Genomic DNA, 25,845 nt, shown 5'->3' with positions numbered 1-25,845 from the left:
TCTGGCCTGCAACAATCAGGACCAGATATGATAGACCAGCCAGCTCATACCATAGGCCAGGCCGGTCATGTAGGCAAACTGGAACACGGGCCATTTCCAGCTGCGGGTTTCGCGTTTTACCACGGCAAGGGTGCTCATGCACTGCATGGCCAGTACATAGAATACCATCAGCGATAAAGCCGCGGCCAGCGTATACACTTTGCTGCCGTCGCGGTGCCGGGCCGATTCCATTTTTTCGCGAAGCGAGGCATTGTCGTCGGATTCCTCCACGCTGTATAAAGTAGCCATCGTACCCACGAACACTTCGCGCGCGGCAAAGGAGGTGATCAGTGCGATACCGATCTTCCAGTCAAAACCCAGCGGTCTGATCAGCGGTTCTATGGTATGCCCGGCAATGCCTGCATAGGAATGCTGCAGTTTTTCGGAAGACAGCTGTTTCTGTAACGAATCGATTTTTTCAGGCTGCGGTGTGGCGATGATCAGCGAAGCGTATTTGTTTTCCACCTGTTTCATCCTGTCGCCCGGTCCGTAAGAACTGAGGAACCAGAGCAGCAGGCTGATGACCATGATCACTTTGCCCGCATCGGTCACGAATATCCGGGCTTTCTCCACCATGGTTACCAGTACGTTCTTCCAGCGCGGGCCGCGGTAGATGGGCAGTTCCAGAATAAAAAAGCTTTTTTCGCTGATCCGGATAAACCATTTCATCACGTAACTCACCACCAGCGCCATGGCGGTGCCGAGAAAATAGAGTCCCATCATCACCAGGCCCTGCAGGCTGAGAAAGCCGAGGTAATATTTATCGTCTATCACCAAAGAGATCAGTATCGTATATACGGGCAGCCTGGCGCTGCAGCTCATCAGCGGGGTTACCAGAATGGTCAGCAGCCGTTCTTTTCTGTTCTCGATATTCCGGGCGCTCATGATAGCGGGCACCGCACAGGCAAAACCGCTGATCATCGGCATCACGCTTTTGCCGTTCAGCCCTACTTTCCGCATCAGTTTATCGCTCAAAAAACTGATACGCGCCATATAGCCCGTGTCTTCCAGTATCGTAATCAGTCCGAACAGGATCATGATCTGCGGCACAAATACCAGTATTCCGCCCAAACCGGCAAAAAGGCCGTTAACGATCAGGTCGCTCCACCAGGCTGTGGGCAATACATTCGCCAGCCAGCCCGAGCCCTGGGCAAACAGCCATTCGATGCCATCCATCGGGAAAGCGGCCAGCCAGAATATGCTCTGGAACAAAAGAAACAGCACCACCAGTAAAATGAGGTAGCCCCATACCCGGTGCAGCAGGAGGTTATCGAGTTTTTCGGTAAACAGTTTTTTCTCCAGCGGTCCGGGTTCCACCACATGCTGCTGCATGATCTGGCGTATACGCGTATACCGCATCATGATCTCTTCCGCCTGTGTTTTGGTGGGATTGAACTGGTTCTCCGCTTCTATGTTTTCAATCTTCGTCTGGGTAGGCGCATCCAATGGAAAATGCTCGTGGTTGATCAGGTAATGGATCGCCGCGTAGTCGCTCATCTGCGGAAACAGCTGCTGCACGCCGTTGATCGCCGCCGGGGCCAGTTTGTGCGTGCCTGCAAATTCGCGTGTCTGCAGTGCGGGCTGCATCCTGGCTACATGCGAAAGCACTTTTTTTAACTCGGAAAGACCCTTGTTCTTTCTCGGGTTTACGGCAACCACGGGTATGCCCAGCTCCGCTTCGAGCCCGCTGATATCTATTTTGATGTCTTTTTTGGCCGCGATATCGTTCATCGTCAGCGCCATCACCACCGGAATCTTCAGGTCTATGATCTGGCTGCAGAAAAGCAGGTTCCGTTTCAGGTTACTGGCATCGGCCACCAGCAGCACCAGATCGGGTTGCATACCCGCCTCGGCGCCCATCAGCACTTTATAGGCCACCCACTCATCGGCCCTTCGGGGATAAAGACTGTAGGTGCCCGGCAGATCGATCAGTTCAGCTTTTACCTGGTTATCGAGGTTGATCAGCCCGGTCTTTTTATCAACGGTAACACCCGGAAAATTGCCCACTTTCTGGTTCAGACCGGTCAATGCATTGAACAGTGAGCTCTTACCGCTGTTCGGGTTACCCACAAGCGCAATATGTAGAAAAGGTTTAGGCAAACTGCTGCAAAATAGGCGCAAATGTACTGGCTAACACTGCGTGTTGGTTACGAGATCGGGAAGTTACATCTGTATTAACGATTGGTGCAGCAGGTAAAAACAGGAATGATTAACGCTTCAAATTTTCGGAATCCCTGTTTTTCAAATTATTTTTGTCGCGAAACCTTCTTTATGAAAAAGACCCTTGTGGTATTGGCGCTGTGCCCTGTTTTGGTGTATTCCCAGAGTAAAAGAAAGAAAAGACAGATGGAAGAAAAGGCCAATGCCGAATTGGTCGCCAACCTGAAAACGCATATCCAATACCTGGCCGACGATAAACTGGAAGGAAGAAGGGCCGGCAGCGGGGGAGAAGAGCTGGCCAGGGAATATATCATAGGACAGTACCGGCAGATGGGACTGGCGCCCGCCGGTGACGAGGACTATATACAGCGCTTCGAGATCAACAGCGGTAAATCCATCGACGGGCCCACGGTGCTGAAAGTGGATGGAAAAACACTGTCGCCTCCCGAAGACTATACACCGCTTGCCTTCAGCGCCAATACCAGTATCAGCGGCAGTCCCGCGCTGGCGCTGAACGAGGCGGGTCAGCCCTGGTTCAGAGACCTGAAAGACCTGCTCGACGACAACAAAACCAATCCGCATTTCGATATCGATGCGGAGATAAAAACAACGGCCGATAAGTTTGCGGCAAAAGGCGCCACCGCGCTGATCGTATATAACAGTTCTTCACTGGTTGACAACGTGCGGTTCAACAAAAACTATGATGGGGCGCCGGCCAAGATACCCGTGGTATACCTTACCAAAAAAGGGCTCTCGAAATATTTCTCCGATGCCTCGGCCAGTTTTCCCATTGAGTTGACCGTGCATATTTCAGAAAATATACGAACCGCCCACAATATCATTGGCTATATCGATAACCATGCGCCGAATACGGTGATCATAGGTGCGCATTACGATCATCTCGGCTACAATGAAGACAAAAATGCACTCGATACCGGTCATATCATCCACAACGGCGCCGATGATAACGCCAGCGGCACCGCGGCGGTGATAGAGCTTGCACGTATGCTCAGAAAAAGCACACCGGCCGGCAATAACTACCTTATCATGCATTTTTCAGGAGAGGAAATGGGTCTGCTGGGAAGCAAGTACTGGCTCGAATACCCCACCCGTAAGATCACCGCCAACTATATGATCAATCTCGATATGGTTGGCCGATACGATACCGCGCACAAACTAACGGTTGGCGGTTATGGCACTTCACCCGTCTGGCCGGCAGTGCTGGAGGCAGCAAAGAACAACCTGCTGGTCAAAATCGACAGCGCAGGAAGCGGGCCCAGCGATCATGCTGCATTTTACCGCAAGGATATCCCGGTGCTGTTTATGTTCACCGGCAGTCACCCCGACTACCACAAGGCCACCGATGACTGGGATAAGATCAATTACGATGGCGAAAAGGATATTGTAAAGATGGTATACCGGATCGTAGAGGCAGCGAATGATAAAGGCCGGCTGGCTTTTACCAAAACCGCGGAAAAAATCGGCGGCGTGAAAAAAATGAATGTAACGCTGGGCGTGATACCTGATTACGGTTATACCGGCACAGGCTTGCGGATAGACGGCGTAAGTCCAGGCAAACCTGGGGAGAAAGCCGGGTTGCATACCGGCGATATCCTGCTGCAGCTGGGTGATTACAAGTTCACCGATATTTACAGTTATATGGATGCCCTTGGTAAATTTAACAAGGGCGACAAAGCGGTGCTGCGGATCAAAAGAGGCAATGAAGAAAAAACATTCGATATTGAATTTTAGCCAAACGCTATGAAACTGCGTCTTAATATTGAGGAACTCAACGACGATTTCTTTGAAGACACGCGTTTGCTGGGTATTACCGCACCGCTGAAGAACTACCAGTTCTGCCTGCAGCTCAATAACCTGCTGGGGTATGATTTCAGGCTGAATGCCGATATTGAAATACACCTTCGTAAAAAAGACAGAAGCTATTATTTCTCCGTATACCAGTCAAAAGAGCCGAACAGCTTTCTTACGCATTATCTTTATCATAACCAGTACGACGGCGAGTACCTGTTGCCCGAATTCCGGCATATGGATTTTCTCTGGTTGATGAAAGGAGATACGGTGGATGATGAAAAATGTGACTGGATCAAACAGACCGTAAAAACCATCGCCGGTGTGCAATTGGTGGCCGAGCTCACCAATGAACAGATAAGGAATAAGGGAAATATGGTTTTTTAGAAGATTTTGAAATCGGGGATTGGGGAATTTTGAAATTGGTCAGAATTTTGTTTTACAATTTCAAAATTCCCCAATCCCCAATCACAAAATTTCAATCTATGTGGACCGAACAAAACAACACCCTTTACCGCCAGTTTGCGTTCAGGGATTTTTCCGAGGCTTTTGCATTTATGACCCGTGTTGCACTGGAAGCGGAAAAGATGAACCACCACCCGCGCTGGACCAATGTCTGGAACCAGGTGGAAATCTGGCTCAGCACCCATGATGCCGGCGATACCGTAACGGAAAAAGACCGCAAACTTTCGGAGAAAATAGACGCTATTGTGAACAGATGAATATCGAACAAGGAATATCGGATGTCGATGTAAAACCTTTCAACATTCGATATTCCTTGTTCATTATTCCCCTCCGATCCCCGCTCCTCCGTTCCTTGCTCCTTGTTCTTCTGTTCCCCCTCCCTTCCACTCCACTTCCCCAAACCGGAACCGATGCGAGCCCGAAACAAGGAGCTCCCCGGTGGGCGAAACGCTTTCGATAACACAGTGAAAGGTGATGGAGCCTTTTTTGAGTTTGGTGGCCTGGTTTCTCCTGTACAGTTTTTCGTTGTATTCCGTTAACATTTTGTCAAATTGCTGATCGCGCAATTGCTGGTAACGGGTTTCGAGATGGCTGCAGAGTTCTTTTGCGAGGGCAGCAGCAGAGAAATCCCTCCCTGTGATCTGTTTCAGTGATACGGCTGTTTGAATGGTTTCGGGAAATGTTTTCTGGTTCACATTCATGCCGATGCCGATCACAGCCCAGGGCCAGTTGTTTCCACGAACAATATTTTCGATCAGGATACCCCCTGCCTTTCTGTCACGCCAGTAAATATCATTTGGCCATTTGATCCTGGTTTCCTCACCGGCATATGCACTGTACAGATCATGCGCAGCCAATGCCACCGCCACACTCAGCGGGAATGCGTTGGATAAAGACAGCCAGCTGGTATCCGCAACCACGGATAAAGCGATCTGTGACCCGGGCTCAGATTGCCAGCTTTTGCCTCTTTGTCCCTTGCCCGCGGTTTGATGATGCGCAAAAAATGCGGTGCCATGAGCAGCCAAATTTGCCTGCAACCGGTCCATGGCATACATATTGGTGCTTCCCGTTTCAGGTAATTCTATGAACGGCAGCCCGATAGCAGTTTTAGGAGGTAAGGGTGACAAAGAATCACTATTTTTGACGAAGTTAGTTCAGCCGGCAATAGAATCGTCCCGGTAAACATTAAATCATTTAAAATAAGACCGATTATTGGAACCCCTTTCTGTTTTAAAAAGCCGCGGGAAGAATACGATCAGCAGGCTGACGCGCAACTCGAAAATTTTCAAAACCATTATCAGGGCCATACAGGATAAGAAGGGAGAGCATATCATCAGTCTCGATCTTCGCAAGATACCCGAGGCTTCCGCTGATTTCTTTATTGTTTGCGAGGCATCCAGCACCACCCAGGTAAAGGCGATATGCGATTTCGTGGAGCACGAGGTGAAAAAAGAATGTGGCGAAACGCCTTACCGCCACGAAGGCAGGCAGGCTTCACAGTGGATCCTGATCGATTATGTCAACATCGTGGTTCATGTGATGCACCCCGAGTCGCGCAAATTTTACAAACTCGAGGAAATGTGGAGCGACGCAGAATCGCGCATACACGAATAACCGGAACATTACAATATCAGCAGGAGCTGATCGTTTACTCATAAGAAATTGTATCTATTACAGGTAACTTACTATGTCACAGGAAAACAAAAGGCCAGGAATGAGCGGACCGGATAAGGACAACGCACCCCGCAAGGGACCAAAATTCAACCTATACTGGGTATATGCGATCATTGCGGTGATACTTATTTCCGTACAGTTGCTGAACTATTCCGACCGCACTGTCAACACCACACCACAGGAATTCAAAAGCCAGATGCTCGCCAAAGGCGATGTATTGAAGATCCAGTCCATCACCGATAAGCGGCTGGTAAAAGTGTATATCAAAAAAGACAGTCTTAACAAACCTTTTTATGCCGCTGCACTGAAGAAGATCGGCGGTATCCAGAAGCTGGGTACCTCGCCGCTTTTCCAGTTCAATGTAACCGATTGGGAAAGCTTTCACAATTCCATGAAGGAAACCTACAGCAGCTCCGGCGTAACCGAAGTGCCCGAAGATGTAGACAATAACGGCGAATGGTTCAGTCCCTGGGTAAACACCATCGTTTCGCTGCTGCTGATCATCGGCCTTTGGGTATTGCTGATGCGTAAGATGAGCGGACAGGGCGGCGCAGGCGGTCCCGGCGGTATTTTCAGTATCGGTAAATCCAAAGCCACTTTATTCGATAAGGGCTCCAAAGTGAACATCACTTTTGCGGATGTTGCCGGCCTGGACGAAGCAAAGGTGGAAGTGATGGAGATCGTTGACTTTCTCAAAAACCCGAAAAAATATACCTCGCTCGGCGGTAAGATACCCAAGGGCGCCCTGCTGATCGGTCCGCCGGGTACCGGTAAAACCCTGCTTGCAAAAGCCATGGCGGGCGAGGCCCAGGTGCCTTTCTTTAGCCTGAGCGGCAGTGATTTCGTGGAAATGTTCGTAGGTGTGGGCGCCAGCCGCGTACGCGACCTGTTCAAACAGGCACGCGAAAAAGCACCCTGTATCATATTTATCGATGAGATCGACGCCATTGGCCGTGCACGCGGACGCAATGCCATCATGAGCAACGACGAGCGCGAGAACACCCTGAACCAGTTACTGGTGGAAATGGACGGTTTTGGCGGCGACAGCGGCATTATTATACTGGCGGCCACCAACAGACCCGATGTACTGGATTCGGCGCTGCTGCGCCCCGGTCGTTTCGACCGCCAGATCTCTATCGACAAACCCGATGTAAAAGGAAGGGAGACGATCTTCAAAGTACACCTGCTCCCGATCAAAATATCCGAATCGCTCGATCTGCATAAACTGGCCGAACTGACACCGGGATTTGCGGGTGCCGATATAGCCAACGTATGTAACGAAGCGGCGCTGATTGCAGCGCGGAAAGGAAAAGAATCGGTAGAGATGATCGATTTCCAGGATGCGATCGATCGCGTGATCGGCGGCCTGGAGAAAAAGAACAAGATCATTGCACCGCACGAAAAATCCATTATCGCCTACCACGAAGCGGGTCACGCGGTTTGCGGATGGTTCCTGGAGCATGCCTACCCGCTGCTCAAAGTGACCATCGTACCACGCGGCACCGCGGCACTGGGCTATGCGCAGTACACGCCAACGGAACAGTACCTCTATAACACCGATCAGCTGATGGACCAGATCTGTATGACACTCGGCGGCCGCGCTGCGGAAGAGATCTTCTTCGGAAAGATATCCACCGGTGCCGCCAACGATCTGCAGCAGATCACCAAGATCGCCTATAGCATGGTCATGGCATATGGTATGAACAAGAACGTTGGCAACGTAAGTTTTTACGATCCTTCGCAGGAGAACGCTTTTACCAAACCGTACAGCGAAGAAACCGGAAAACTGATCGACGAAGAAGTGCGGGCCATCATAGAGGAAGCATACCGCAGAACCAAACAATTGCTCACGGAGAAGAAAAACGAAGTGGAAGTGCTGGCAAAGGAACTGCTGGCAAAAGAAGTGCTGCATAAAAGCGATGTGGAAGAACTGATCGGTAAAAGACCGTTTGAAGAAAAAAAGATCGTTGAAATAGAACCCGAACAGAGCAACGATCATGTGGTGGGAGAGAAAACATTCGACCCTTCCCATACCGATAGCAGCAACGAAGACAAAACCGTTATAGGATCATGAGTTCCACAGCAAGGGAAAACATACTGAAAAAAATAAAACAGGCATTGGAAAAACCAGTGCCTGTTCCCTTTCCGTCAAGTGAAAAGCTGCAACCGCTGTTTACGGCACCCGAACAGGATAACGAACTGCTGTTTGCAGAAAACTTCAGCAAACTGCAGGGGCGTTTTTCCTTTTGTGCAAACGAAAAAGAACTGGTTCAGCAGCTGCAGTCGCTGATCAGTGCACGGGAATGGACAAAGATCTATTGCCGCGAAACAGAACTGAAAAGCAGGTTGTCTGCAAACGGGTTCAGTACCGTGTACACAGATGATGTTGCCGGTTGCGATGCATCCGTTACGGGCTGCGAATCACTGGTGGCGAGAACGGGCAGCATGGTACTGAGCAGTGCACAGCAAAGTGGCAGAACCGTAAGCGTATATGCGCCGGTTCATATCTGCATCGCCTATACCAGCCAGCTGGTGTACGATATTTCGGACAGTCTTATGCAGGTAAGGGAAAACTACGGGCAGCAATTTCCCTCGGTGGTAACGCTGGCAACAGGACCGAGCCGCACCGCCGATATAGAAAAAACCCTGGTGGTGGGTGTACATGGCCCGAAAGAAGTGTTTTGTTTTTTAGTAGACAGCTGATCAATTATGCAAACACCGGCAACGCCCTATCTATTTGTATACGGTTCTCTCCGCAAGGGTTTTCATCACCCGGCGTATGAATACATCAGCCGCTATTTCCGTTTTGCAGGCGATGCCAGGGTGAAGGGTAAACTGTACGATCTTGGCAGTTACCCGGCCGCATTGCCTACGGAAGAAGATAGCTTTATCACAGGCGAGCTGTACTGCATCAATACACCCGATGAATTTGACTGGGCAATAGCGCAGCTGGACGATTACGAGGGACTGAACACCGAGAACGGCGAACCATCCCTGTATCGTCGCGATACCGTTACGGTTTACCTGAACGATGCAACCGAAACGGCCTGGATATACTGGTATAACCGGCCGGTTAACGAACAGACAAGGATACCAACCGGCGACCTGCTTGCCTACCTTCGAGGAATCAAATAACCCGTATGACCATCCCGCAGGGTAAAAAAATATACTTCCTGTCAGACTTCCACCTTGGCGCACCCGATGCGGCCGGCAGCCTGGTCCGTGAAAAAAAAGTGGTGGCTTTTCTGGAGAGCATCCGACACGATGCGGCGGAGCTATTCATACTCGGCGATATTTTCGATTTCTGGTATGAATACAGGAAGGTTGTTCCCAAAGGCTATGTTCGTTTGCTGGGAAAACTGGCGGAGCTCACCGATTCGGGTATACCCATACATGCATTTGTGGGTAACCACGATATGTGGATGAGCGGTTATTTTGAAAAAGAACTGAACATACCCGTCTACCACCACCCGCAAACCTTTGTGCGGGGCGGAAAGAAATTCTATATCGGTCATGGCGACGGACTGGGGCCGGGAGACCATGGGTATAAGCTGATCAAGAAAATATTCCGTAACCGGGCATGCCAGTGGCTGTTTGGCCAGCTGCATCCCACCTGGGGTATCGGTCTTGCCAATTATTTCAGCCGCAAGAGCCGGGAAAAAACAGGTTCATCCGACGAACATTTCCTCGGCGAAGACAATGAATGGCTGGTGATCCACAGCAAGGAAGTGTTGCAGAAGGAACACTTCGATTATTTCGTTTTCGGTCACCGTCATCTTCCGCTCAATATCCAGCTTCCCGGCGGCAGCCGGTACATCAACCTCGGCGACTGGATACGCACTTACACCTACGCAACTTTTGACGGTACGGATATGCAGCTGCTGCCCTATGATCGCTGACCGGAGGAAAACGGAGGCACAGGTTCAACACAGAGTCACAGAGGTACGGAGGAACACGAAGCAAATTCTCTGTGTAAAAAAATCCCAGCTTCGGCGGCAATGTAAAAAGACTGCGGCACACTAAATTGCAATATGGAAAACTTCCTGCAACAGAAGATACTGGACAATACCATCGAACGCTACCTGTACGTAACAGGGGTGATACTGGTGATATTGCTGCTGAAGAGACTGCTCGCAAAATACCTCGCCAAGATCCTGCATAAACTCATCGCCCGGCATGCAAAAAAGATTGCCCGGGATTCTTTCCTGAACCTGGTGGTGCAACCGCTGGATGTATTCCTTGTGCTGCTGATCTCTTTTATTGCTGTGGACAGTCTTGTTTTTCCGGCGGCCTGGAATATCAATATCTACCATATCACCCTGCGGCAACTGATCGATTCTGCTGCGGCAGCGACGATGATCGTTGTATTTATCTGGCTCTGTCTGCGACTGATCGATTTTATTGCGCTGGTGATGGAAGAGCGCGCCAACCTTACGGCGGACCAGACCGATAACCAGCTGGTGGTTTTTTTCCGCGATTTTTTCAAAGCCATACTGGTGATCATCGGCGGACTGATGCTGCTGCGTTTTACGTTTAACAAAGATATCGGCAACCTGCTTACCGGACTGAGCATCGTAGGTGCGGCGCTGGCGCTGGCAACCAGGGAAAGCCTGGAAAACCTGATCGCCTCCTTTATCATTTTCTTTGACAAGCCTTTTGTTACGGGTGATATGGTGAAGGTGAACAATTTTACAGGGACGATCGAAAAGATAGGATTGCGCAGCACGCGGATCCGCACCACAGACAAGACTTATATCTCCGTTCCCAACAAGCAGATGGTGGATACGATCGTTGATAACATCACGCTGCGTACCCAGCGCAAAGCAGAACTGCGTCTTGAGTTCGGGTTAAGTGCAACGGCCGGTCAGTTGCAGGCAATGGTGGAGCAGGTAAAAACGGTGCTGGAAAAACCCGGTATCGAAAACAGGCTGGTGTTTGTTGCGGAAACCGGTAAGAACGCGCATGTGATCTCCGTGGAATACTATACCTCTATTCTGCAAACCATAGAAATATTCAACGCACTCCGGCAGGAAGTGAACCTGGAGCTGATTGCGCTGATACAGAAAAGCGGGATGGACCTGGCCGCTTCCAATACGGAAATACTGCTGCGCAATGCACCGGCGTCTTCGGTGGTGTAGACGTTTACAGACTTGCTTTTAATTCGAGCAGGAAAGATTTGAACTTGGTGAGCGTATCCATCAGTTTGGCCTGCGTATCGGCCTCTTTCTTGTTGTTGCGCAGATAATTTTTGGCGCCGTCTATCGAAAATTTGCGCTGGCGCAGCAGGAAATAGATCAGCTGCAGGTTGCGGATATCTTCCACGCGGAACAGGCGGTCGCCTTTGCGGGTTTTGCGGGGTTGTAATATATCGAACTCATTCTCCCAGTAGCGAAGCAGCGATGTATTTACCTTGAACCATCCGGCAACCTCGCTGATGGAGTAATACAGTTTCTGTTTCAGCACATCTTCTTCAGGCACTTCTATCAGGTCTATCTCGCTGTCTATTTCCTTGAAAGATTTGCGGCCTCTTTTTCCCTTGGGCTTGAGGGCCATGGCAGTCACTTTTTTCTCCGTCATCACCACGCTCACCTGCGGAACGGCGGTCATTACCACAGGTTCGGCAGGCATCAGCACGGTCTCCGCTTTTGGCGGTATCACCACCGGCTGCGTACTACGTTCCTTCCTGACTTTCTGCGGAGCCGATTCCATCGGCATTCCGAACAGATCGAGTTGCTGCAAGGTATTTGGCATGCGTTAAAAGTACAATAACTGTACCGGAGAATATCGGAGGCGGCATTCCCGGTGGAAAAGATGTAGATAGCGCAGCTGCACCGGTTGCCATACCGCTGAATCGTTTGCCTGAAACATAGCGCAAATAGCCATCCGGCCATGCAACAATTCAACCGATCAACCTATTTTTACTGCATGACACAAACCATCTGCATCTGCGGAGCAGGCACTATGGGAAGCGGTATTGCGCAGGTAGCGGCGCAGGCCGGATTCCGGACCCTGTTGTTTGATGTTAACGCCGCCATGCTCGAAAAAGGAAGATCAGGCATTGAAAAAAACCTCGGTAAACTGGTTGAAAAAGGCAGGATCACTGAAACAGACAGATCGCAGGCCATCAGCCGGCTTAGCTACACGGGCGAGATAAACAGCTGTATCGCCGACCTGGTCATTGAAGCGATCGTAGAGCAGAAACAGGCAAAACTGGAACTGTTTCAGCAACTCGCAGCGGTCAATACCAAAAAAACCATTTTTGCAACCAATACGTCTTCCTTATCCATTTCTGAACTGGCCGCGGAGATTCCTTTCCCGCAAAGGGTTGCCGGTATGCATTTCTTCAATCCCGCGCCGCTGATGAAACTGGTGGAGGTGGTCAGGGCAGCGCAGACAAGCGAGGAAGTGATACAGGCCATTTCCGCCATCGCACGGCAAATGGGTAAGACCCCTGTTTTTTGTAAAGACGCGCCGGGTTTTATCGTTAACCGCGTGGCCCGCCATTATTACCTGGAAGCCATGAAACTGGTGGAGCAGGGATATACCGATATAGCCGCCATTGATGCGGTAATGCAGGCAACCGGTTTTAAAATGGGCCCGTTTGCTTTAATGGATCTGATCGGTATGGATATCAACTACAGCGTAAGCGGGATCGTATGGAACGCGCTGGGCCGGCCCGAACGACTTACACCCTCTCCCGTTCAGGCCGGCAAAGTGGCCAGGGGCGAACTGGGAAGAAAGACAGGGAAGGGGTTTTATGAATATAATTCCTGAAACAGAACGGCACCCGGCCATACCCGGCAGCCATAGCACCCCAATCATTTCCACACACTGTCCATCGACGTATATCCCTTTACGATGAAATTATGCCGGTTGCGGGAAGCGGCCAGGTCAGCGCCTTTTTTGGTGTAGATGGCAATGGCGCCGGCACTGGACATAGGCGATATCTGCGCTGGCGGCCGGTACACTTTGATCATGGCGATATCGCGCGGTGAAATGAAGGTATGATCGCCGTTATCCATTTTAAATTCATCGATGTACAGCTCCACCACATCGTTTCTCCAGCGGGCATATTCCTGCCCAACGCTGTCCCTTTCCACCGTAATGCCCGGCACTTTTCTCTGCAGGAACTGGAATACCGAGACCGATCTTGCGATCTCTTCGTCGTCGAGACCGTCGAAGATCATGGCGTCTTCCCGCGCAAACAGTCCTTTTGCGTTTTCGTCGTTATACTGATCGATGCGTTTTTTTATTTTGGCCGTTACCACCACCCCGGGCAGCAGGGTTTTGTCAACAGGTTCCTCCGCAGAAAAAAGGTAGGCTGCCGTATCTTTTACAACGGTCATTTCATCCGGGTTAACCGTTTTGCCAACGGTAATAAACCTGGTAGCCGATGCAACGGGAACAAAAACCGAATCCAGCGGTGTTTCAATATGCACCTGCAGGTAATTATCCTTTACTTTTTTTGCCGGTGAAAAAACAAAATAGGCAGAGTCTTCGAACAGGGTGCTTTTCAGTTTAAAACTTCCGTCCCGGGCTATCCGGGCATTATCGAAATAAGAGCCTTTTTTGTTTTTAACAATCATCATGTAATTGACCAGGCTATCCTGTTTTTCAGGATTGATCAGCTCGCCCGTCATCCTGAAAAATCCGCGCTGCACAAGAAAATTCACTGCATACTGCCCGTCGGGGATCTTGTCGCCCACCGCCAGCGAAGCCGATACCTCTCCCTCCAGCATGGGGTACCGGAATTTCCAGCGCCTGTTGCGCTGGATATCCTCAATCCATACATTCAGCGTGGCCGTGCTTAGTTTTTTGGCTGCCCAGCCGGGTATCGAACAGGTGAACTCGATAGAATCGCCTTTGGCAAAACGATTTTTTGCCATACTTACCAGCAACGTATCTGATGCGTGCGCAAAAGATGCCGTCAGCATGCCCAGGAATACAAGCAGCGGATATTTCATGAAACAATGATAATACAATGCAGTTTTTTATCATATTAACTCATCCATTTTAACATTTGATGCGGCCGTGGCCTAATTTTACCTTTATGCGGATAGCGGTCAATGCCATATTTCTTCAGAAAGACCAGCTGGAAGGATATGGCCATTATGTGAATGAGATCATCAGCAGGCTGGTAAAACAGCACCCTGAACATGAATTCCTGCTGGTATTCGACAGACCCTACGATCTCTCTTTTATCTATGCGCCCAATGTGACACCCGTGGTGGTTACCCCTGCGGCAAGGCATCCGCTCAGTTTTACCTACTGGTACCAGGTAAAAGCGCCTGCAGCGCTGCGTAAGCACCAACCGGATCTGTGGGTACAGCCTTATGGCTTTTGCAGCCTCACCACGCGTATTCCCCAGGTGCTGGTATTGCACGATCTTTCGTTTCTGCATTACCCCGGCTTTTTTACCTGGTACCACCGCTGGTATTACCGCGTGTTCACGAAACGGTTTATCAGAAAAGCGGCGCAGGTGGTTACCGTATCGGAGTTTTCAAAAAAAGACATCCTGGAACAGTATCCTGTGGGCGAACAAAAGATCAGCGTGGTGCCCAATGCGGCGGCCGACCGGTTCAGACCCCTGCCATGGCAGGAGAAGCAGCAGGTAAAAGTGGCATACAGCGGGGCAAAGGAATATTTTCTCTGTACCGGCAGCATCCATCCGCGCAAGAACCTGCTGAACCTGCTGAAGGCCTTCTCCCAGTTCAAGAAATGGCAGCACAGCAACATGAAACTCATTATTGCGGGCAGGCTGGCCTGGCAGCACGATGAGCTCACCGAAAAACTGAAAACCTATAAACACCGCAACGATGTGGTGCTTACCGGCTACCTGCCCGACGAAGCGCTGGCACAGCTTACAGCCGCAGCGTATGCGGTGGTATACCCTTCCTGGTTCGAAGGTTTTGGCCTTCCGGTGATAGAAGCCATGCAGGCCGGGGTGCCGGTGATCACCAGCCATACCTCGGCCCTGCCCGAAACCGGCGGCGACGCGGCGTTGTACGCAGACCCCGCAAACCCCGAATCCATCGCCAAACACATGCTTGCCCTCTACCGCGACGAAACCTTCCGGACCCGCCAGATCGAACTCGGCATACAACAGGCCGCAAAATTCAGCTGGACCGATTCCGCCCGCCGGTTTTGGGAAGCGATGATGAAGGCGAGGGGGGGCAAACGTGAGTGAACGTGAGTCATCTGTAATGTGTAGACGTCACGGTTTAATCTGGCAGTCAGGTCCCAGCCCCAACACCTCCAACTCACGTTCACTTACGATAACTCACGCCAACTCACGTTGACTCACGGTAACTCAGGTCTCACGATTCACGTGCCGTTCCCCGTCCCGCAGTTCTTCCGTATTTTTGCCCGATGAAGACATCCACAATTACGATCCAGATAGATTTAGATGAGGATAAAGTGCCGCAGCAGATCAACTGGAGTGCAACAGACAGTACGGCAGATACCATGCAGCCCGCCAAATCGATGATGGTGGCATTCTGGGACGGCGCCGATAAAAGCGCACTGCGCATCGACCTATGGACAAAGGAAATGATGGTAGACGAGATGGCGGATTTTTACTACCAGACACTGATGGGCATGGCCGATACCTATCTGCGGGCCACACAGCAGCAGGAACTGACGGAAGACATGAAAACATTTGCCCGCGGGTTTTTGAAGAAATTCAAAGCCACACAGGTGGAGCAGTGAGGCGGACGGACAGCTAAAACCAATACATTCTAAAATCCAGAAAATATGAGCCTCGAACAAGAAGTAATGGCGCAGATGAAGGATGCCATGAAATCAAAAGATGAAGGGTTGCTGCGCGGGTTGCGGGCTATAAAGGCCGAGATCATCAAGGCCAAAACAGAACCCGGCGCCCATGGTGAGATCAGCGCAGACGGCGAAATGAAACTGCTGCAGAAACTGGTAAAACAACGCAGGGATTCACTCGAAATATTCCAGCAGCAGAACCGCACAGACCTGGCCACCAAGGAACAGGAAGAGATAACCGTCATAGAGCGGTTTCTACCCAAACAACTCAGCGAAGAAGAACTGAAGGAAGCGGTGGCAGCGATCATCGGTTCGGTTGGCGCCGCCGGTCCGCAGGATATGGGCAAGGTAATGGGCGTGGCTTCCAAACAACTGGCCGGCAAGGCAGACGGGAAAGCCATTGCCGCCATGGTAAAAGACCTGCTGGCAAAATAGCGCAGCAGGATTATCAGCATCCAGCTAATCACCCCATATGCTTATAGACATTGTTCTGGTCATACTGCTTGTCTTTGCCATACTGAAAGGCATGCACAAAGGCTTTGTGGTGGCATTGTTCTCCTTTCTGGCGATCGTTATCGGACTTGCGGCAGCCATGAAACTGTCTGCCTGGGTGGCGGGCTTATTGCGTGAAAAAGCGCATCTCGATAATACCTGGCTGCCTTTTTTATCGTTCGCGATCGTAATGATCGGCGTGGTCCTGCTGGTACGCATCGGCGCCAGGCTGATCAGCGGGGCGCTGAACCTGGTGATGCTGGGATGGCTCAATAAGCTCGCAGGCATGGTGCTGTACGCAGCACTGTTCCTGACCGTTTTCAGCGTGGTGCTTTTCTATTTATCTGAACTTCATATGATAAAACCGGAAACGTTACGCAGCTCCCAAAGTTATCCTTTCATTAAGCCCTGGGGCCCCAGGGCAATAGAACTGTTCGGTGCCCTGATACCCTGGTTCAAAGGCATGTTTGAAGAACTTACGCGTTTTTTCGACAGCGTACCGGCTCCGGCAGGTAAAGCATAGGGTTTAGTGTAAAAACATTAATTTAGCAACGAATGCTTGTTAGTCGTATGTAATGCTTTAATCGAATTTTCATTTATTTGTACAGGTGCATAATGCCGGTATAAGCAACAACCCATGAATTACGAGATCAAACACCAGGATAAGTTTAAGTTTATAGAAGAGGGAGAGGGGGAACCATTGTTACTGCTGCATGGATTGTTCGGGGCATTAAGCAATTTCAAGGACCTGATTGAGCATTTCAGGCATACACATAAGGTGATCGTACCCATGCTGCCCCTGTTCGACCTCGATATCTTTCATACCTCTGTTGGGGGACTGGAGAAATTCGTACACAAATTTGTTGAACTGAGGGGATATGAGCAGATACACCTGCTGGGTAACTCGCTGGGCGGACATGTGGCGCTGGTGCATATCCTGAAACACCCCGAAAGGATCAAATCGCTGACACTCACGGGCAGCAGCGGGCTGTTCGAGAACGGCATGGGCGACAGCTATCCCAAACGCGGCGACTACGAATACATCAAAAAGAAAACCGAGATCACATTTTATGATCCCGCAACCGCCACCAAGGAGCTGGTTGACGAGGTATTCGAGATCACCAATAACCGTTTGAAAGTGATCAAGATCATAGCCCTGGCCAAAAGCGCCATCAGGAATAACCTGGGTGAGGAGCTGAACCAGATCAAACAGCCCACCCTGCTTATCTGGGGTAATAACGATACCATTACACCGCCGTTTGTGGCAAAGGAATTCAACCGCCTGATACCAAACAGCGAACTGCAGTTCATCGATAAATGCGGCCACGCTCCCATGATGGAAGTGCCCGCGGAATTTAACAGGATATTGGACGGTTTTCTCAAAAACCTGAAGACGTCTGCAGCAACCGTGGCGTAATTTTTGCCTGAAGAGGTAGAACAAGTAAGACATGCTGGCATCACAACTTTTCAATTCGAATTTTCCCGCCATCAACCTCGATGACAAACTCGTGTTTGCCCTGCAGCTGATGGACGAATACGATGTACAACACCTGCCCGTACTGAGCGAGGATAAATTTGCGGGTATGGTTACCAAAGACGACCTGCTGGACGGTGATGAACAGTCCATTATTGCAACGGTGCAGTCCTCGTTCCTGCATACCTCCGTTAAATCCGAAGAACACCTGCTGACCGCGTTAAAACTGGTGTCGGATAACGAGTTATCGCTGCTTCCCGTGGTAAACGAACAGCAGGAACTGGTGGGATCCATCCTGGCCAAGGATATCGTGCACCATTTCTCGCATTTCGTGGGCAACGATGAGCGCGGCGGTGTGATCGTACTGGAAACGGATAAACGCAATTTCTCTTTCGGCGAGATCAACCGGCTGGTGGAAACCAACGACGCCTATATCACCCAGCTGAACACCTATGTGGAAGGCGATACGGGCATGCTCATCATTACCGTGAAAGTGAATAAGATCGAAGTCTCCGATATCGTAGCCACTTTTCAGCGGTACGAGTACAGCGTGCGCTATTTCTTCGGCGAAGAAGTTTATGCCAACGAACTGCGCGAGAACTACAACCACCTTTTGTCATACCTGAATATGTAATCGCAGCATTGCTGAGTTAATTGTGGATTTGCGGATTACGATTGGTGAATTGACACGAACCAAACATGCACGGTAATCCGCGAATCCGTAATCGACAACCCATAAGTCCTATTTTTGTCAACCAATCCATGCCGATGCGGTTATTGCGAGCAGGTTTTTTCTTACTGGTATTCCCCATCGTTTTTTCGGCCCGCGCCCAGGAAACAGGCAGGACCGATTCCGCCGGCAGCCAGTTACCCGATAAAAACATGCAGGTAATGATCGGCGGGATCCATCTTTCGGGCAATAAGCGTACCCGCGATTTTATCGTTACCCGGGAGGTTTCGCTGGTAAAAGGACAGCTTTTATCCGCCGCGCAGCTGCAGGAAGAACTGGTAAGATCGCACGACCAGCTGATGAACACCTTGTTATTTGTGGACGTGCATATCTATATAGACGCCATAAAAGGAAATGTGGTGGATATCAACGTAGACCTGAAAGAGCGCTGGTATTTTTTTCCGATACCCTATTTCCGCCTGGTTGACCGCAATTTCAACCAATGGCTGGTGGAGCAGAAAGCCAGTTTTGACCGCGTGAATTACGGACTGAAATTTACCCAGCAGAACACCACGGGCAGAAACGACGAGCTCAATATCTGGCTGATCACCGGGTATACAAAACAGTTCACCATCCGTTACGGCCTCCCGTTTTTCGACCGGGGACTTCACCATGGGTTTACCATAGGGTTTTCATCCGCTTCGCAGAAAGAAGTGAACTATGCCACACTCAGCAACAAACAGCAGTTCTTTAAACAGGATAACGACTACTCGCGCAAAACAACAAAAGCGGAACTTATCTATTCCTACCGACCCGATGTGCGCAACCGGCATTATTTCAAAGTGTCTTATAACGATGAACGCATAGCAGATACCGTAGCCGTCATTAATCCTGTGTATTATCCCGACAGGAAAACACATATCCGTTTCTGGGATTTCACCTACCAGTACCGGTTTCTGAACGTAGACTATATTGCCTACCCCACCAAAGGGTTTCTTTTCGACGGATCGCTGTACAAGCGGGGAACTACCAGTGAATACAACCTCTGGCAGGCCAACCTGCGCGCTGTGTATGCCTTGCCCGTTTCGCAGAAAAGTTTCCTGCATGTGGAAGCGCTGGCAACGGCCAAACTGCGGGCCAACGGATATTTCTATAACCAGCGGCTGATCGGTTACGGGTTTTACCAGCTGCGCGGGCTGGAATACAATGTGGTAGACGGTGTTGCGGGCGCGGCGCTCAAAACCAGCTTTAACCGCCAGGTATTTTCGTTTATCCTGAAGAACCCGTTCAAAAGCAAAACGCACGACCGGATTCCCATCCGTTTCTTCCTGAAAGCGTATGGCGATCTTGGGTATGCCTATACGCGGAACCCGAACGGCACAAACACCCTGAACAATACCTTACTCCGTACCTATGGTTTTGGCATGGATATCGTTTCCATTTACGATTTTGTATTGAAAATCGAGTACAGCTTCAACCAACTGGGAAGGGATGGCTTATATTTACAGACGAGAAACAATTTTTAATTTGAAAATTTGAAAGTGTGGCGATCTGAAAGGTATTGACGCAAGACAATGCATTCAAATTTTCAAACCCGCCTGCCGGCGAGGCAGGTCTCCAAATCTTCAAATTACCATGACCGTAGCGATTTACAGCCGAGGATTGGATTTTGAGCAGGAAAACCCGCTGGTGGTGCTGCTGGAGGAACTGAACCGTCATGATGCAACCATATTGATCTTTCAGCAACTGTTGCAGCAGTTCAGCCTGCCGCAGCACCTGCATGAGAAACTGCGTATGTTCAGCGGCCCCGGAGAGCTGGGCAGCGATATCGACTGCCTGATCAGTATCGGCGGAGACGGTACCCTGCTGGATGCGGTGGCGCTGGTGCGCGATAAGAAAATACCGATACTGGGCATCAATTTCGGCCGACTGGGCTTTCTGGCCAGCATCAGCCGGGATGAACTGGCCGTTGCCGTGGACGCACTGGTTAACCACACCTTCCTGCTCGATAAACGTACGCTGATACACCTTGACTCGAATGAAAACCTGTTTGGCGAAACACCGTTTGCGCTGAACGAATTCGCGATCCACAAAAGGGATACGGCGCCTATGGTAAAGATCCACACCTATCTCAACGGCGAATTCCTCAACACCTACTGGGCAGACGGGCTGATCGTATCCACGCCCACCGGTTCCACGGGTTATAATATGAGCTGCAACGGCCCGATCATGTTCCCCGAATCCGCCAGTTTCGTGATCACGCCCGTAGCGCCGCATAACCTTAATGTGCGCCCCATCATCGTACCCGATAACAACATTATTTCGTTTGAAGTGGAGGGCCGCGGAGACCAGATCATCTGTGCGCTGGATGCAAGACGCGAGATCGTCAGCAAGAATATCCAGCTGGCCGTGCGCCGGGAGAAATTCTGCATCAGCCTGGTGCGTCTGAACGAGAACAGCTTCCTTTCCACCCTCAGAACCAAGCTTACCTGGGGGCTGGATAAGAGAAATTAACATTTGCGAATTGAAAAATGATGGTACTTTAGAGAACCAAGACCTATCCAAAACCTATGTTGAAAAGAGCAGCTGCTATCGTAGTATTATTTACCTGTATCCATGCCGCAAAGGCGCAAATGCTGGATCCATATGTGCACCAGGGCGAATTTGGCATCGGTATCGGCGCGGGGCACTATTTCGGGGACCTCAACCCGAACTTTTCCATCAACCGGCCCAAAGTGGCGGCCGGCATCTTTTTCCGCAAACAGCTTTCCAATTATATCGGGGTCCGTATCTCGGGCGAATATGCTATGCTGGGTTATTCGGATAAATACAGCAGCAACCCCGTTCAGGTGCAGCGCAACCTCAGCTTCAATTCCAATGTATGGGAGTTAAGCCTCTCTGGCGATTTCAATTTTTTCCGCTTCCAGCCCGGTTTTGAGGGGTTCAATTTTACACCGTATGTAGGCCTGGGTGTGGGCGTGTTTTCCTTTGATCCCTACGCCTATCTCAGCGGCGAAAAATACCTGCTCCGCAACCTGGGCACCGAAGGACAGGGCAGCGCGGCCTATCCCGAAATGAAACCCTACAGTCCCCTTGCCCTCTGCATTCCGTTTACCCTGGGCGTAAAATATGCCCTGACCGATAAAACCAACGTTTTTGGCGAAGTCACTTACCGCTTTACCAATACCGATTACCTGGATGATGTAAGCGGGCTGTATGCGCCCGATGCCTTTCCGCCCCTGCCGGATGGCACGCCCTCGCCGGGCTACCTGCTGCAGGACAGGAGCTACGAAACCGGCAGCTCCATCGGTATCAAGGGCCGCCAGCGGGGCAACAGCCTTCAGAAAGACGCATTCGCCACCATCAAGGTGGGTATTTCATTCAATCTGTCTTCCTACAAATGCCCCACGTTCCGGTAAGAAACACGGTAAAAAATTCAAAAACGGCCTGAACGCCGGTCCGGATCAGGCCCTGACCGGGAAAAACCGGCGTCCTCTTTTTGGCTTTTGAATTTTTACTTTTGACTTTCCCACCCCCAAACCATTGATTTCGCTAAATTTGCCGCCTTAACCACCTAAGGTATCATGGACGAGGGTTTGCTAGGGCAGATTGACAAAGAACGTTTGCCCCATCATATCGCCATCATTATGGACGGCAACGGGCGCTGGGCCGAGGAAAAAGGCCAGGATCGCCTCTATGGTCATTACCATGGCGTGGAAAGCGTTCGTAACATCGTCGAAGGCTGCGCCGAACTGGGCGTACACTACCTTACGCTGTACGCCTTCAGCACCGAAAACTGGGATCGCCCGCAGCAGGAAGTGGAAGGACTGATGACACTGCTGGTAGACACCATCCGCAAGGAAGTGCCTACACTCAACAAGAACAATATCCGCCTGCATGTGATCGGAGATATGAACATGCTGCCGCAGGCGGCCCTGAATGCGCTCGAAGAAGCACTGGCCATGACCAGCGGGAATACCGGTCTTAACCTCATCATGGCGCTGAGTTACAGCAGCCGCTGGGAGCTGGTAAACGCCGTTAAAAACATTGGCCTCGATGTAAAAGCCGGTAAGATCGATCCGGAAACCATCAGCCACGATACCCTGCAGCGATACCTGACCACCAGCAAGTTCCCGGACCCCGAACTGATGATCCGGACCAGCGGCGAGTACCGCATCAGCAATTTTCTTTTATACCAGTTGGCTTATGCCGAATTATATTTCACCAATACCCGTTGGCCCGACTTCCGCAAGGAGAACCTGTACGAAGCCATTATCGACTTCCAGGCACGCGAAAGGAGGTTCGGAAAAACGGGTCAGCAAATACAGGAGGAAACCCAATTGGCATAGCTGATTTTCAACGCATCACCCCTGTATTTGTAGCGGCTGATTTAACAAAGACTTTTGATTATTCCCGTTAATTTGCCCCGCTTATAAAACTGAAACCAGAATCCACTGAAAGAAAAGGGTGTCTTTCAGACAGCAATACCCAAACCGAAACGGATGCAGAAAGTGTACAAATTTTTAGTGTTGGCTTTATTAACTACGCTCGTGAGTTTTCCGGCCTGGTCTCAGCAACCCGATACAACCATTACCAATATTGAAGCGGACCTGGTAAACCTCTTCAACCAGAAGACCTCCAAGAAATACAAGATCGCAGCGGTAAAAGTGACAGGTAACCGTTTTTTCGACGAGAACCTGCTGCTTTCTATTGCCAATATCAACGTGGGCGATGAAGTGTCCATTCCGGATGGCGATAATTTTGCGAAAGCGATCACCAAACTCTGGGGACAGAAATACTTCTCCAATGTGGAAATATTCGTGACCAGGCTTGAAGGAAGGAATATCGATATCGAGATAGCGGTTACAGAAAGACCGCGTTTGTCGAAGTTCCTTTTCAAAGGTGTCCCCAAAGGACAGGCGGAAGACCTTTCCGGCAAAACAGGGCTGATCCCCAACCGCGTGGTTACCGAAGACATGAAGATATCCGCAGTGGAAGCCATCAAGAAATTCTATGCCGAAAAAGGCTACCTGGATGCCCATGTAACGATCGTGGAGAAAAAAGACACCACGTTCGAGAATACGCTGGCGCTGGATTTTGTGATAGACAAGGGCCCCAAGGTAAAGATCAACAACATCAACTTCGGCGGTAACAGCATAGATGAGGCCAGGCTGAAGAAGCAGATGAAAGACACGAAGGAGAAATCGCGGTTCACACTGTTCCCCACTTATGACAAAGCGCAGATTGTTGAAACCCATCCCTACACCTTCAAACAGTATTTCAGCGATGCAGGTTTCCTCACTTTCAGTAAAACCAAACGCGTACTCGATCCTTATGTGCGGTTGAAACTGTCCAGCGCCAAGTACGATGTAAAAAAGTACATAGAGGATAAGGACAAACTGCTCGAATATTACAACTCCCTCGGGTTCCGCGATGCGGTGATCGAAAAAGACACCGTTTACCATACCACCCGCGGCGACCTCAACATCGATATCAGGATGAATGAGGGCCATAAATATTATTTCGGCAATATCGGCTGGAGGGGCAATACCAAGTATCCCGATTCGCTGCTTACCGCCATCCTCGGCATCCGCAAAGGGGACATCTATAACCTCGATATCCTGAACAAGAAACTCGGTAAATCCGCCGGTCCGGAAGGCGGCGATATCAGCGGTCTGTACCAGGACGACGGTTACCTGTTCTTCCGTACGGAAGCCGTGGAAACCGCCGTATACAACGATACCATCGATTTTGAGATCCGTATTATAGAGGGTCCGCAGGCAACGATCAAGAACGTGCGTATTGCCGGTAACGACCGCACCAAGGAGTACGTGATCCGCCGTGAACTGCGCACCATACCCGGCGAAAAATTCCGCCGCTCAGACCTGATCCGTTCTATCCGGGAACTGTCTCAGCTGAACTATTTCAATCCCGAAAAAATCAACCCTGTTCCGGTGCCCAACCCCGAAGATGGAACAGTGGATATCAATTACACCGTTGAAGAAAAATCGAGCGACCAGCTGGAACTGAGTGCGGGCTGGGGCGGTTCTATCGGACTTACCGGTACATTGGGCGTATCGTTCAACAACTTCTCGCTGCGTAATATCTTCAAGAAAACCGCATGGGATCCGTTGCCGATGGGCGATGGCCAGAAACTGAGCCTTCGTTTCCAGAGTAACGGCAAGGCCTTCCGTTCCTATAACTTCTCGTTTACCGAGCCATGGCTTGGCGGAAAGAAAAGAAATGCACTAACCCTGAGCATTTTCAATACCAAGTACGGGCAAACCTACGACCCGCTCACGGGTATGTACGATCCCAATGTGGCCGATTCAAGGTATATCTCAACCACGGGCGCAACCGTAAGTCTTGCCAAGCAGTTGAAATGGCCTGATGACTTTTTCTCGCTGTCGATGGGTCTTAACTATACCCGCTACAAGCTCAGCAATTACCTGATCGATCCCACCAACCTGCCGGGTTTTGACAACGGTGTGGTAAACAATATCAACTTCAGGGTGGCGCTGCAGCGTTCTTCTGCAGACAACCCCATGTTCCCCACATCGGGTTCCAACTTCCTGCTGAGCCTGCAGGTAACACCGCCGTATTCCCTGTTCGATAAAGGCATCACCACTTCTGCCAACCCGTACAATTTCCTTGAATACCATAAATGGCGTTTTAACGGGGAATGGTTTGTGCCTCTGGGCAAGCCGCATGGAGAAGACAGGAACAAACGTTTTGTACTGAAAATTGCAGCCAAATACGGCTTCCTCGGAAAACTGAATGCGGCCGCCAAAATATCTCCGTTCGAAAGATTCCAGGTGGGCGATGCGGGTCTGAGCAACCAGTTTGCCCTGCTGGGTTATGATATCATTGCGCACCGCGGTTATCCCGTATACGATAATTCCGATCCGAGGATCAACCCCGACAAACAGACCGCATCGCAGTATTTCACCATCTTCAACAAATACACCATGGAGATGCGTTACCCGCTGAGCCTGAACCCGAGCAGCACCATTTATGCACTGGGCTTCTTCGAAGCGGCTAACGGATGGTATTCCATCAAGGATTACAACCCGTTCAAACTGCGGCGCTCTGTGGGTCTGGGTATGCGTTTCTTCCTGCCGATGTTTGGCCTGTTAGGATTTGACTATGGCATAGGGTTGGATAGGATCACGTCCGGCGGCTCGCTCAAAGATGCATCCAGGTTTACCTTTATGCTTGGCTTTGAACCGGAATAAACCGGTTGCGCCGGGTTCACCGCCCTGGGCAGTGAAAGGGTCTGACCATTTAAAAA

At 50.4% G+C, this 25,845-nt stretch carries 25 protein-coding genes; 21 read left to right on the top strand and 4 right to left on the bottom strand.

The genetic code is table 11. The features are described from left to right. Positions 1-15: 15 nt before the first annotated feature. Complete coding sequence (feoB, locus tag GWC94_RS14240) at positions 16-2,139, bottom strand: ferrous iron transport protein B (RefSeq protein WP_161835673.1); 2,124 nt, start codon at positions 2,137-2,139, stop codon at positions 16-18. Positions 2,140-2,310: 171 nt separating this feature from the next. On the opposite strand from feoB, the gene GWC94_RS14235 reads away from it, so the two are divergent. From GWC94_RS14235 to GWC94_RS14225, 3 genes are all read left to right on the top strand, one after another. After that, positions 2,311-3,951, top strand: coding sequence for a M20/M25/M40 family metallo-hydrolase (locus GWC94_RS14235; protein ID WP_161835672.1), 1,641 nt, complete (start codon positions 2,311-2,313; stop codon positions 3,949-3,951). Between the two features lie 9 nt (positions 3,952-3,960). After that, positions 3,961-4,395 carry an IPExxxVDY family protein gene (locus GWC94_RS14230; protein WP_161835671.1) on the top strand — a complete coding sequence of 145 codons (435 nt, stop codon included), beginning with the start codon at positions 3,961-3,963 and terminating at the stop codon, positions 4,393-4,395. 98 nt (positions 4,396-4,493) lie between these two features. Beyond that, positions 4,494-4,730, top strand: a complete 237-nt coding sequence (locus tag GWC94_RS14225) for a 4a-hydroxytetrahydrobiopterin dehydratase (RefSeq protein ID WP_161835670.1) — start codon at positions 4,494-4,496, stop codon at positions 4,728-4,730. 63 nt (positions 4,731-4,793) lie between these two features. Here GWC94_RS14225 and GWC94_RS14220 read toward each other — a convergent pair whose 3' ends face one another. Next, positions 4,794-5,600 carry a biotin--[acetyl-CoA-carboxylase] ligase gene (locus GWC94_RS14220; RefSeq protein WP_235918543.1) on the bottom strand — a complete coding sequence of 269 codons (807 nt, stop codon included), beginning with the start codon at positions 5,598-5,600 and terminating at the stop codon, positions 4,794-4,796. A gap of 85 nt (positions 5,601-5,685) precedes the next feature. Between GWC94_RS14220 and rsfS the strand changes: the two genes are divergently transcribed. The 6 genes from rsfS (at position 5,686) to GWC94_RS14190 (ending at position 11,285) form a co-directional block, all read left to right on the top strand. Beyond that, entirely contained in the window at positions 5,686-6,087 is a 402-nt protein-coding gene (gene rsfS, locus GWC94_RS14215; RefSeq protein ID WP_161835669.1) for a ribosome silencing factor, read from the top strand. A 100-nt stretch (positions 6,088-6,187) separates the two neighbouring features. After that, positions 6,188-8,221, top strand: coding sequence for an ATP-dependent zinc metalloprotease FtsH (gene ftsH, locus GWC94_RS14210; protein ID WP_235918542.1), 2,034 nt, complete (start codon positions 6,188-6,190; stop codon positions 8,219-8,221). Then, positions 8,218-8,850, top strand: a complete 633-nt coding sequence (locus tag GWC94_RS14205; RefSeq protein WP_202628781.1) for a LutC/YkgG family protein — start codon at positions 8,218-8,220, stop codon at positions 8,848-8,850. The genes ftsH and GWC94_RS14205 overlap by 4 nt, the downstream gene beginning before the upstream one ends. A 6-nt stretch (positions 8,851-8,856) precedes the next feature. Next, positions 8,857-9,282 (top strand): gamma-glutamylcyclotransferase family protein, encoded by a 426-nt coding sequence (locus GWC94_RS14200; protein WP_161835667.1) that lies wholly within the window; start codon positions 8,857-8,859, stop codon positions 9,280-9,282. 5 nt (positions 9,283-9,287) lie between these two features. Next, positions 9,288-10,046 carry a UDP-2,3-diacylglucosamine diphosphatase gene (locus GWC94_RS14195; RefSeq protein WP_161835666.1) on the top strand — a complete coding sequence of 253 codons (759 nt, stop codon included), beginning with the start codon at positions 9,288-9,290 and terminating at the stop codon, positions 10,044-10,046. A 132-nt stretch (positions 10,047-10,178) separates the two neighbouring features. Further along, complete coding sequence (locus GWC94_RS14190) at positions 10,179-11,285, top strand: mechanosensitive ion channel family protein (protein WP_161835665.1); 1,107 nt, start codon at positions 10,179-10,181, stop codon at positions 11,283-11,285. A gap of 4 nt (positions 11,286-11,289) precedes the next feature. Here GWC94_RS14190 and GWC94_RS14185 read toward each other — a convergent pair whose 3' ends face one another. Continuing rightward, complete coding sequence (locus GWC94_RS14185) at positions 11,290-11,898, bottom strand: MerR family transcriptional regulator (RefSeq protein WP_235918541.1); 609 nt, start codon at positions 11,896-11,898, stop codon at positions 11,290-11,292. A gap of 174 nt (positions 11,899-12,072) precedes the next feature. Between GWC94_RS14185 and GWC94_RS14180 the strand changes: the two genes are divergently transcribed. Next, a complete protein-coding gene (locus GWC94_RS14180; protein WP_161835664.1) occupies positions 12,073-12,921 on the top strand; it encodes a 3-hydroxyacyl-CoA dehydrogenase family protein in 849 nt (282 codons plus the stop codon). A gap of 44 nt (positions 12,922-12,965) precedes the next feature. On the opposite strand, the gene GWC94_RS14175 is transcribed toward GWC94_RS14180, so the two are convergent. Beyond that, positions 12,966-14,111 (bottom strand): hypothetical protein, encoded by a 1,146-nt coding sequence (locus tag GWC94_RS14175; RefSeq protein WP_161835663.1) that lies wholly within the window; start codon positions 14,109-14,111, stop codon positions 12,966-12,968. 86 nt (positions 14,112-14,197) lie between these two features. Here GWC94_RS14175 and GWC94_RS14170 point away from each other — a divergent pair, with 86 nt between their 5' ends. From GWC94_RS14170 to GWC94_RS14120, 11 genes are all read left to right on the top strand, one after another. Beyond that, positions 14,198-15,334, top strand: a complete 1,137-nt coding sequence (locus tag GWC94_RS14170) for a glycosyltransferase family 4 protein (protein ID WP_161835662.1) — start codon at positions 14,198-14,200, stop codon at positions 15,332-15,334. A 182-nt stretch (positions 15,335-15,516) separates the two neighbouring features. Continuing rightward, positions 15,517-15,855: a gliding motility protein GldC gene (gene gldC, locus GWC94_RS14165; protein WP_161835661.1), complete on the top strand. Its 339-nt coding sequence runs from the start codon at positions 15,517-15,519 to the stop codon at positions 15,853-15,855. Between the two features lie 45 nt (positions 15,856-15,900). Next, complete coding sequence (locus GWC94_RS14160) at positions 15,901-16,353, top strand: GatB/YqeY domain-containing protein (RefSeq protein WP_161835660.1); 453 nt, start codon at positions 15,901-15,903, stop codon at positions 16,351-16,353. Positions 16,354-16,390: 37 nt separating this feature from the next. Further along, entirely contained in the window at positions 16,391-16,933 is a 543-nt protein-coding gene (locus GWC94_RS14155; RefSeq protein ID WP_161835659.1) for a CvpA family protein, read from the top strand. A gap of 114 nt (positions 16,934-17,047) precedes the next feature. After that, positions 17,048-17,827, top strand: coding sequence for an alpha/beta fold hydrolase (locus tag GWC94_RS14150; RefSeq protein ID WP_161835658.1), 780 nt, complete (start codon positions 17,048-17,050; stop codon positions 17,825-17,827). A gap of 31 nt (positions 17,828-17,858) precedes the next feature. Further along, positions 17,859-18,518, top strand: coding sequence for a CBS domain-containing protein (locus tag GWC94_RS14145; protein WP_161835657.1), 660 nt, complete (start codon positions 17,859-17,861; stop codon positions 18,516-18,518). Positions 18,519-18,652: 134 nt separating this feature from the next. Next, positions 18,653-20,080 carry a POTRA domain-containing protein gene (locus GWC94_RS14140; protein ID WP_161835656.1) on the top strand — a complete coding sequence of 476 codons (1,428 nt, stop codon included), beginning with the start codon at positions 18,653-18,655 and terminating at the stop codon, positions 20,078-20,080. 109 nt (positions 20,081-20,189) lie between these two features. Beyond that, complete coding sequence (locus GWC94_RS14135; protein ID WP_161835655.1) at positions 20,190-21,068, top strand: NAD kinase; 879 nt, start codon at positions 20,190-20,192, stop codon at positions 21,066-21,068. Between the two features lie 56 nt (positions 21,069-21,124). Beyond that, complete coding sequence (porG, locus tag GWC94_RS14130; RefSeq protein ID WP_161835654.1) at positions 21,125-21,973, top strand: type IX secretion system protein PorG; 849 nt, start codon at positions 21,125-21,127, stop codon at positions 21,971-21,973. A gap of 165 nt (positions 21,974-22,138) precedes the next feature. After that, on the top strand, positions 22,139-22,903 hold the full coding sequence (locus GWC94_RS14125; protein WP_161835653.1) for an isoprenyl transferase: 765 nt from the start codon (positions 22,139-22,141) through the stop codon (positions 22,901-22,903). Positions 22,904-23,080: 177 nt separating this feature from the next. Then, positions 23,081-25,789, top strand: a complete 2,709-nt coding sequence (locus GWC94_RS14120; RefSeq protein WP_317163484.1) for a BamA/OMP85 family outer membrane protein — start codon at positions 23,081-23,083, stop codon at positions 25,787-25,789. Positions 25,790-25,845: the final 56 nt, after the last annotated feature.

It is taken from the genome of Sediminibacterium soli (assembly GCF_009939225.1).
Classification (GTDB): domain Bacteria; phylum Bacteroidota; class Bacteroidia; order Chitinophagales; family Chitinophagaceae; genus Sediminibacterium; species Sediminibacterium soli.
The sequence above is the reverse complement of the archived record's forward strand: the minus strand, read 5'-3'. Positions and strand labels throughout refer to the sequence as shown.

What these genes read in the sequence shown, in the direction of transcription:
- GWC94_RS14175 (WP_161835663.1), bottom strand. Translation starts at nt 14,111, where the DNA reads ATGAAATATCCGCTGCTTGTATTCCTGGGCATGCTGACGGCATCTTTT.
- GWC94_RS14200 (WP_161835667.1), top strand. Translation starts at nt 8,857, where the DNA reads ATGCAAACACCGGCAACGCCCTATCTATTTGTATACGGTTCTCTCCGC.
- GWC94_RS14125 (WP_161835653.1), top strand. Translation starts at nt 22,139, where the DNA reads ATGGACGAGGGTTTGCTAGGGCAGATTGACAAAGAACGTTTGCCCCAT.
- GWC94_RS14160 (WP_161835660.1), top strand. Translation starts at nt 15,901, where the DNA reads ATGAGCCTCGAACAAGAAGTAATGGCGCAGATGAAGGATGCCATGAAA.
- GWC94_RS14190 (WP_161835665.1), top strand. Translation starts at nt 10,179, where the DNA reads ATGGAAAACTTCCTGCAACAGAAGATACTGGACAATACCATCGAACGC.
- GWC94_RS14145 (WP_161835657.1), top strand. Translation starts at nt 17,859, where the DNA reads ATGCTGGCATCACAACTTTTCAATTCGAATTTTCCCGCCATCAACCTC.
- GWC94_RS14205 (WP_202628781.1), top strand. Translation starts at nt 8,218, where the DNA reads ATGAGTTCCACAGCAAGGGAAAACATACTGAAAAAAATAAAACAGGCA.
- GWC94_RS14180 (WP_161835664.1), top strand. Translation starts at nt 12,073, where the DNA reads ATGACACAAACCATCTGCATCTGCGGAGCAGGCACTATGGGAAGCGGT.
- ftsH (WP_235918542.1), top strand. Translation starts at nt 6,188, where the DNA reads ATGAGCGGACCGGATAAGGACAACGCACCCCGCAAGGGACCAAAATTC.
- GWC94_RS14170 (WP_161835662.1), top strand. Translation starts at nt 14,198, where the DNA reads ATGCGGATAGCGGTCAATGCCATATTTCTTCAGAAAGACCAGCTGGAA.
- GWC94_RS14195 (WP_161835666.1), top strand. Translation starts at nt 9,288, where the DNA reads ATGACCATCCCGCAGGGTAAAAAAATATACTTCCTGTCAGACTTCCAC.
- GWC94_RS14185 (WP_235918541.1), bottom strand. Translation starts at nt 11,898, where the DNA reads ATGCCAAATACCTTGCAGCAACTCGATCTGTTCGGAATGCCGATGGAA.
- GWC94_RS14150 (WP_161835658.1), top strand. Translation starts at nt 17,048, where the DNA reads ATGAATTACGAGATCAAACACCAGGATAAGTTTAAGTTTATAGAAGAG.
- GWC94_RS14230 (WP_161835671.1), top strand. Translation starts at nt 3,961, where the DNA reads ATGAAACTGCGTCTTAATATTGAGGAACTCAACGACGATTTCTTTGAA.
- GWC94_RS14135 (WP_161835655.1), top strand. Translation starts at nt 20,190, where the DNA reads ATGACCGTAGCGATTTACAGCCGAGGATTGGATTTTGAGCAGGAAAAC.
- GWC94_RS14155 (WP_161835659.1), top strand. Translation starts at nt 16,391, where the DNA reads ATGCTTATAGACATTGTTCTGGTCATACTGCTTGTCTTTGCCATACTG.
- gldC (WP_161835661.1), top strand. Translation starts at nt 15,517, where the DNA reads ATGAAGACATCCACAATTACGATCCAGATAGATTTAGATGAGGATAAA.
- porG (WP_161835654.1), top strand. Translation starts at nt 21,125, where the DNA reads ATGTTGAAAAGAGCAGCTGCTATCGTAGTATTATTTACCTGTATCCAT.
- GWC94_RS14235 (WP_161835672.1), top strand. Translation starts at nt 2,311, where the DNA reads ATGAAAAAGACCCTTGTGGTATTGGCGCTGTGCCCTGTTTTGGTGTAT.
- GWC94_RS14225 (WP_161835670.1), top strand. Translation starts at nt 4,494, where the DNA reads ATGTGGACCGAACAAAACAACACCCTTTACCGCCAGTTTGCGTTCAGG.
- GWC94_RS14140 (WP_161835656.1), top strand. Translation starts at nt 18,653, where the DNA reads ATGCGGTTATTGCGAGCAGGTTTTTTCTTACTGGTATTCCCCATCGTT.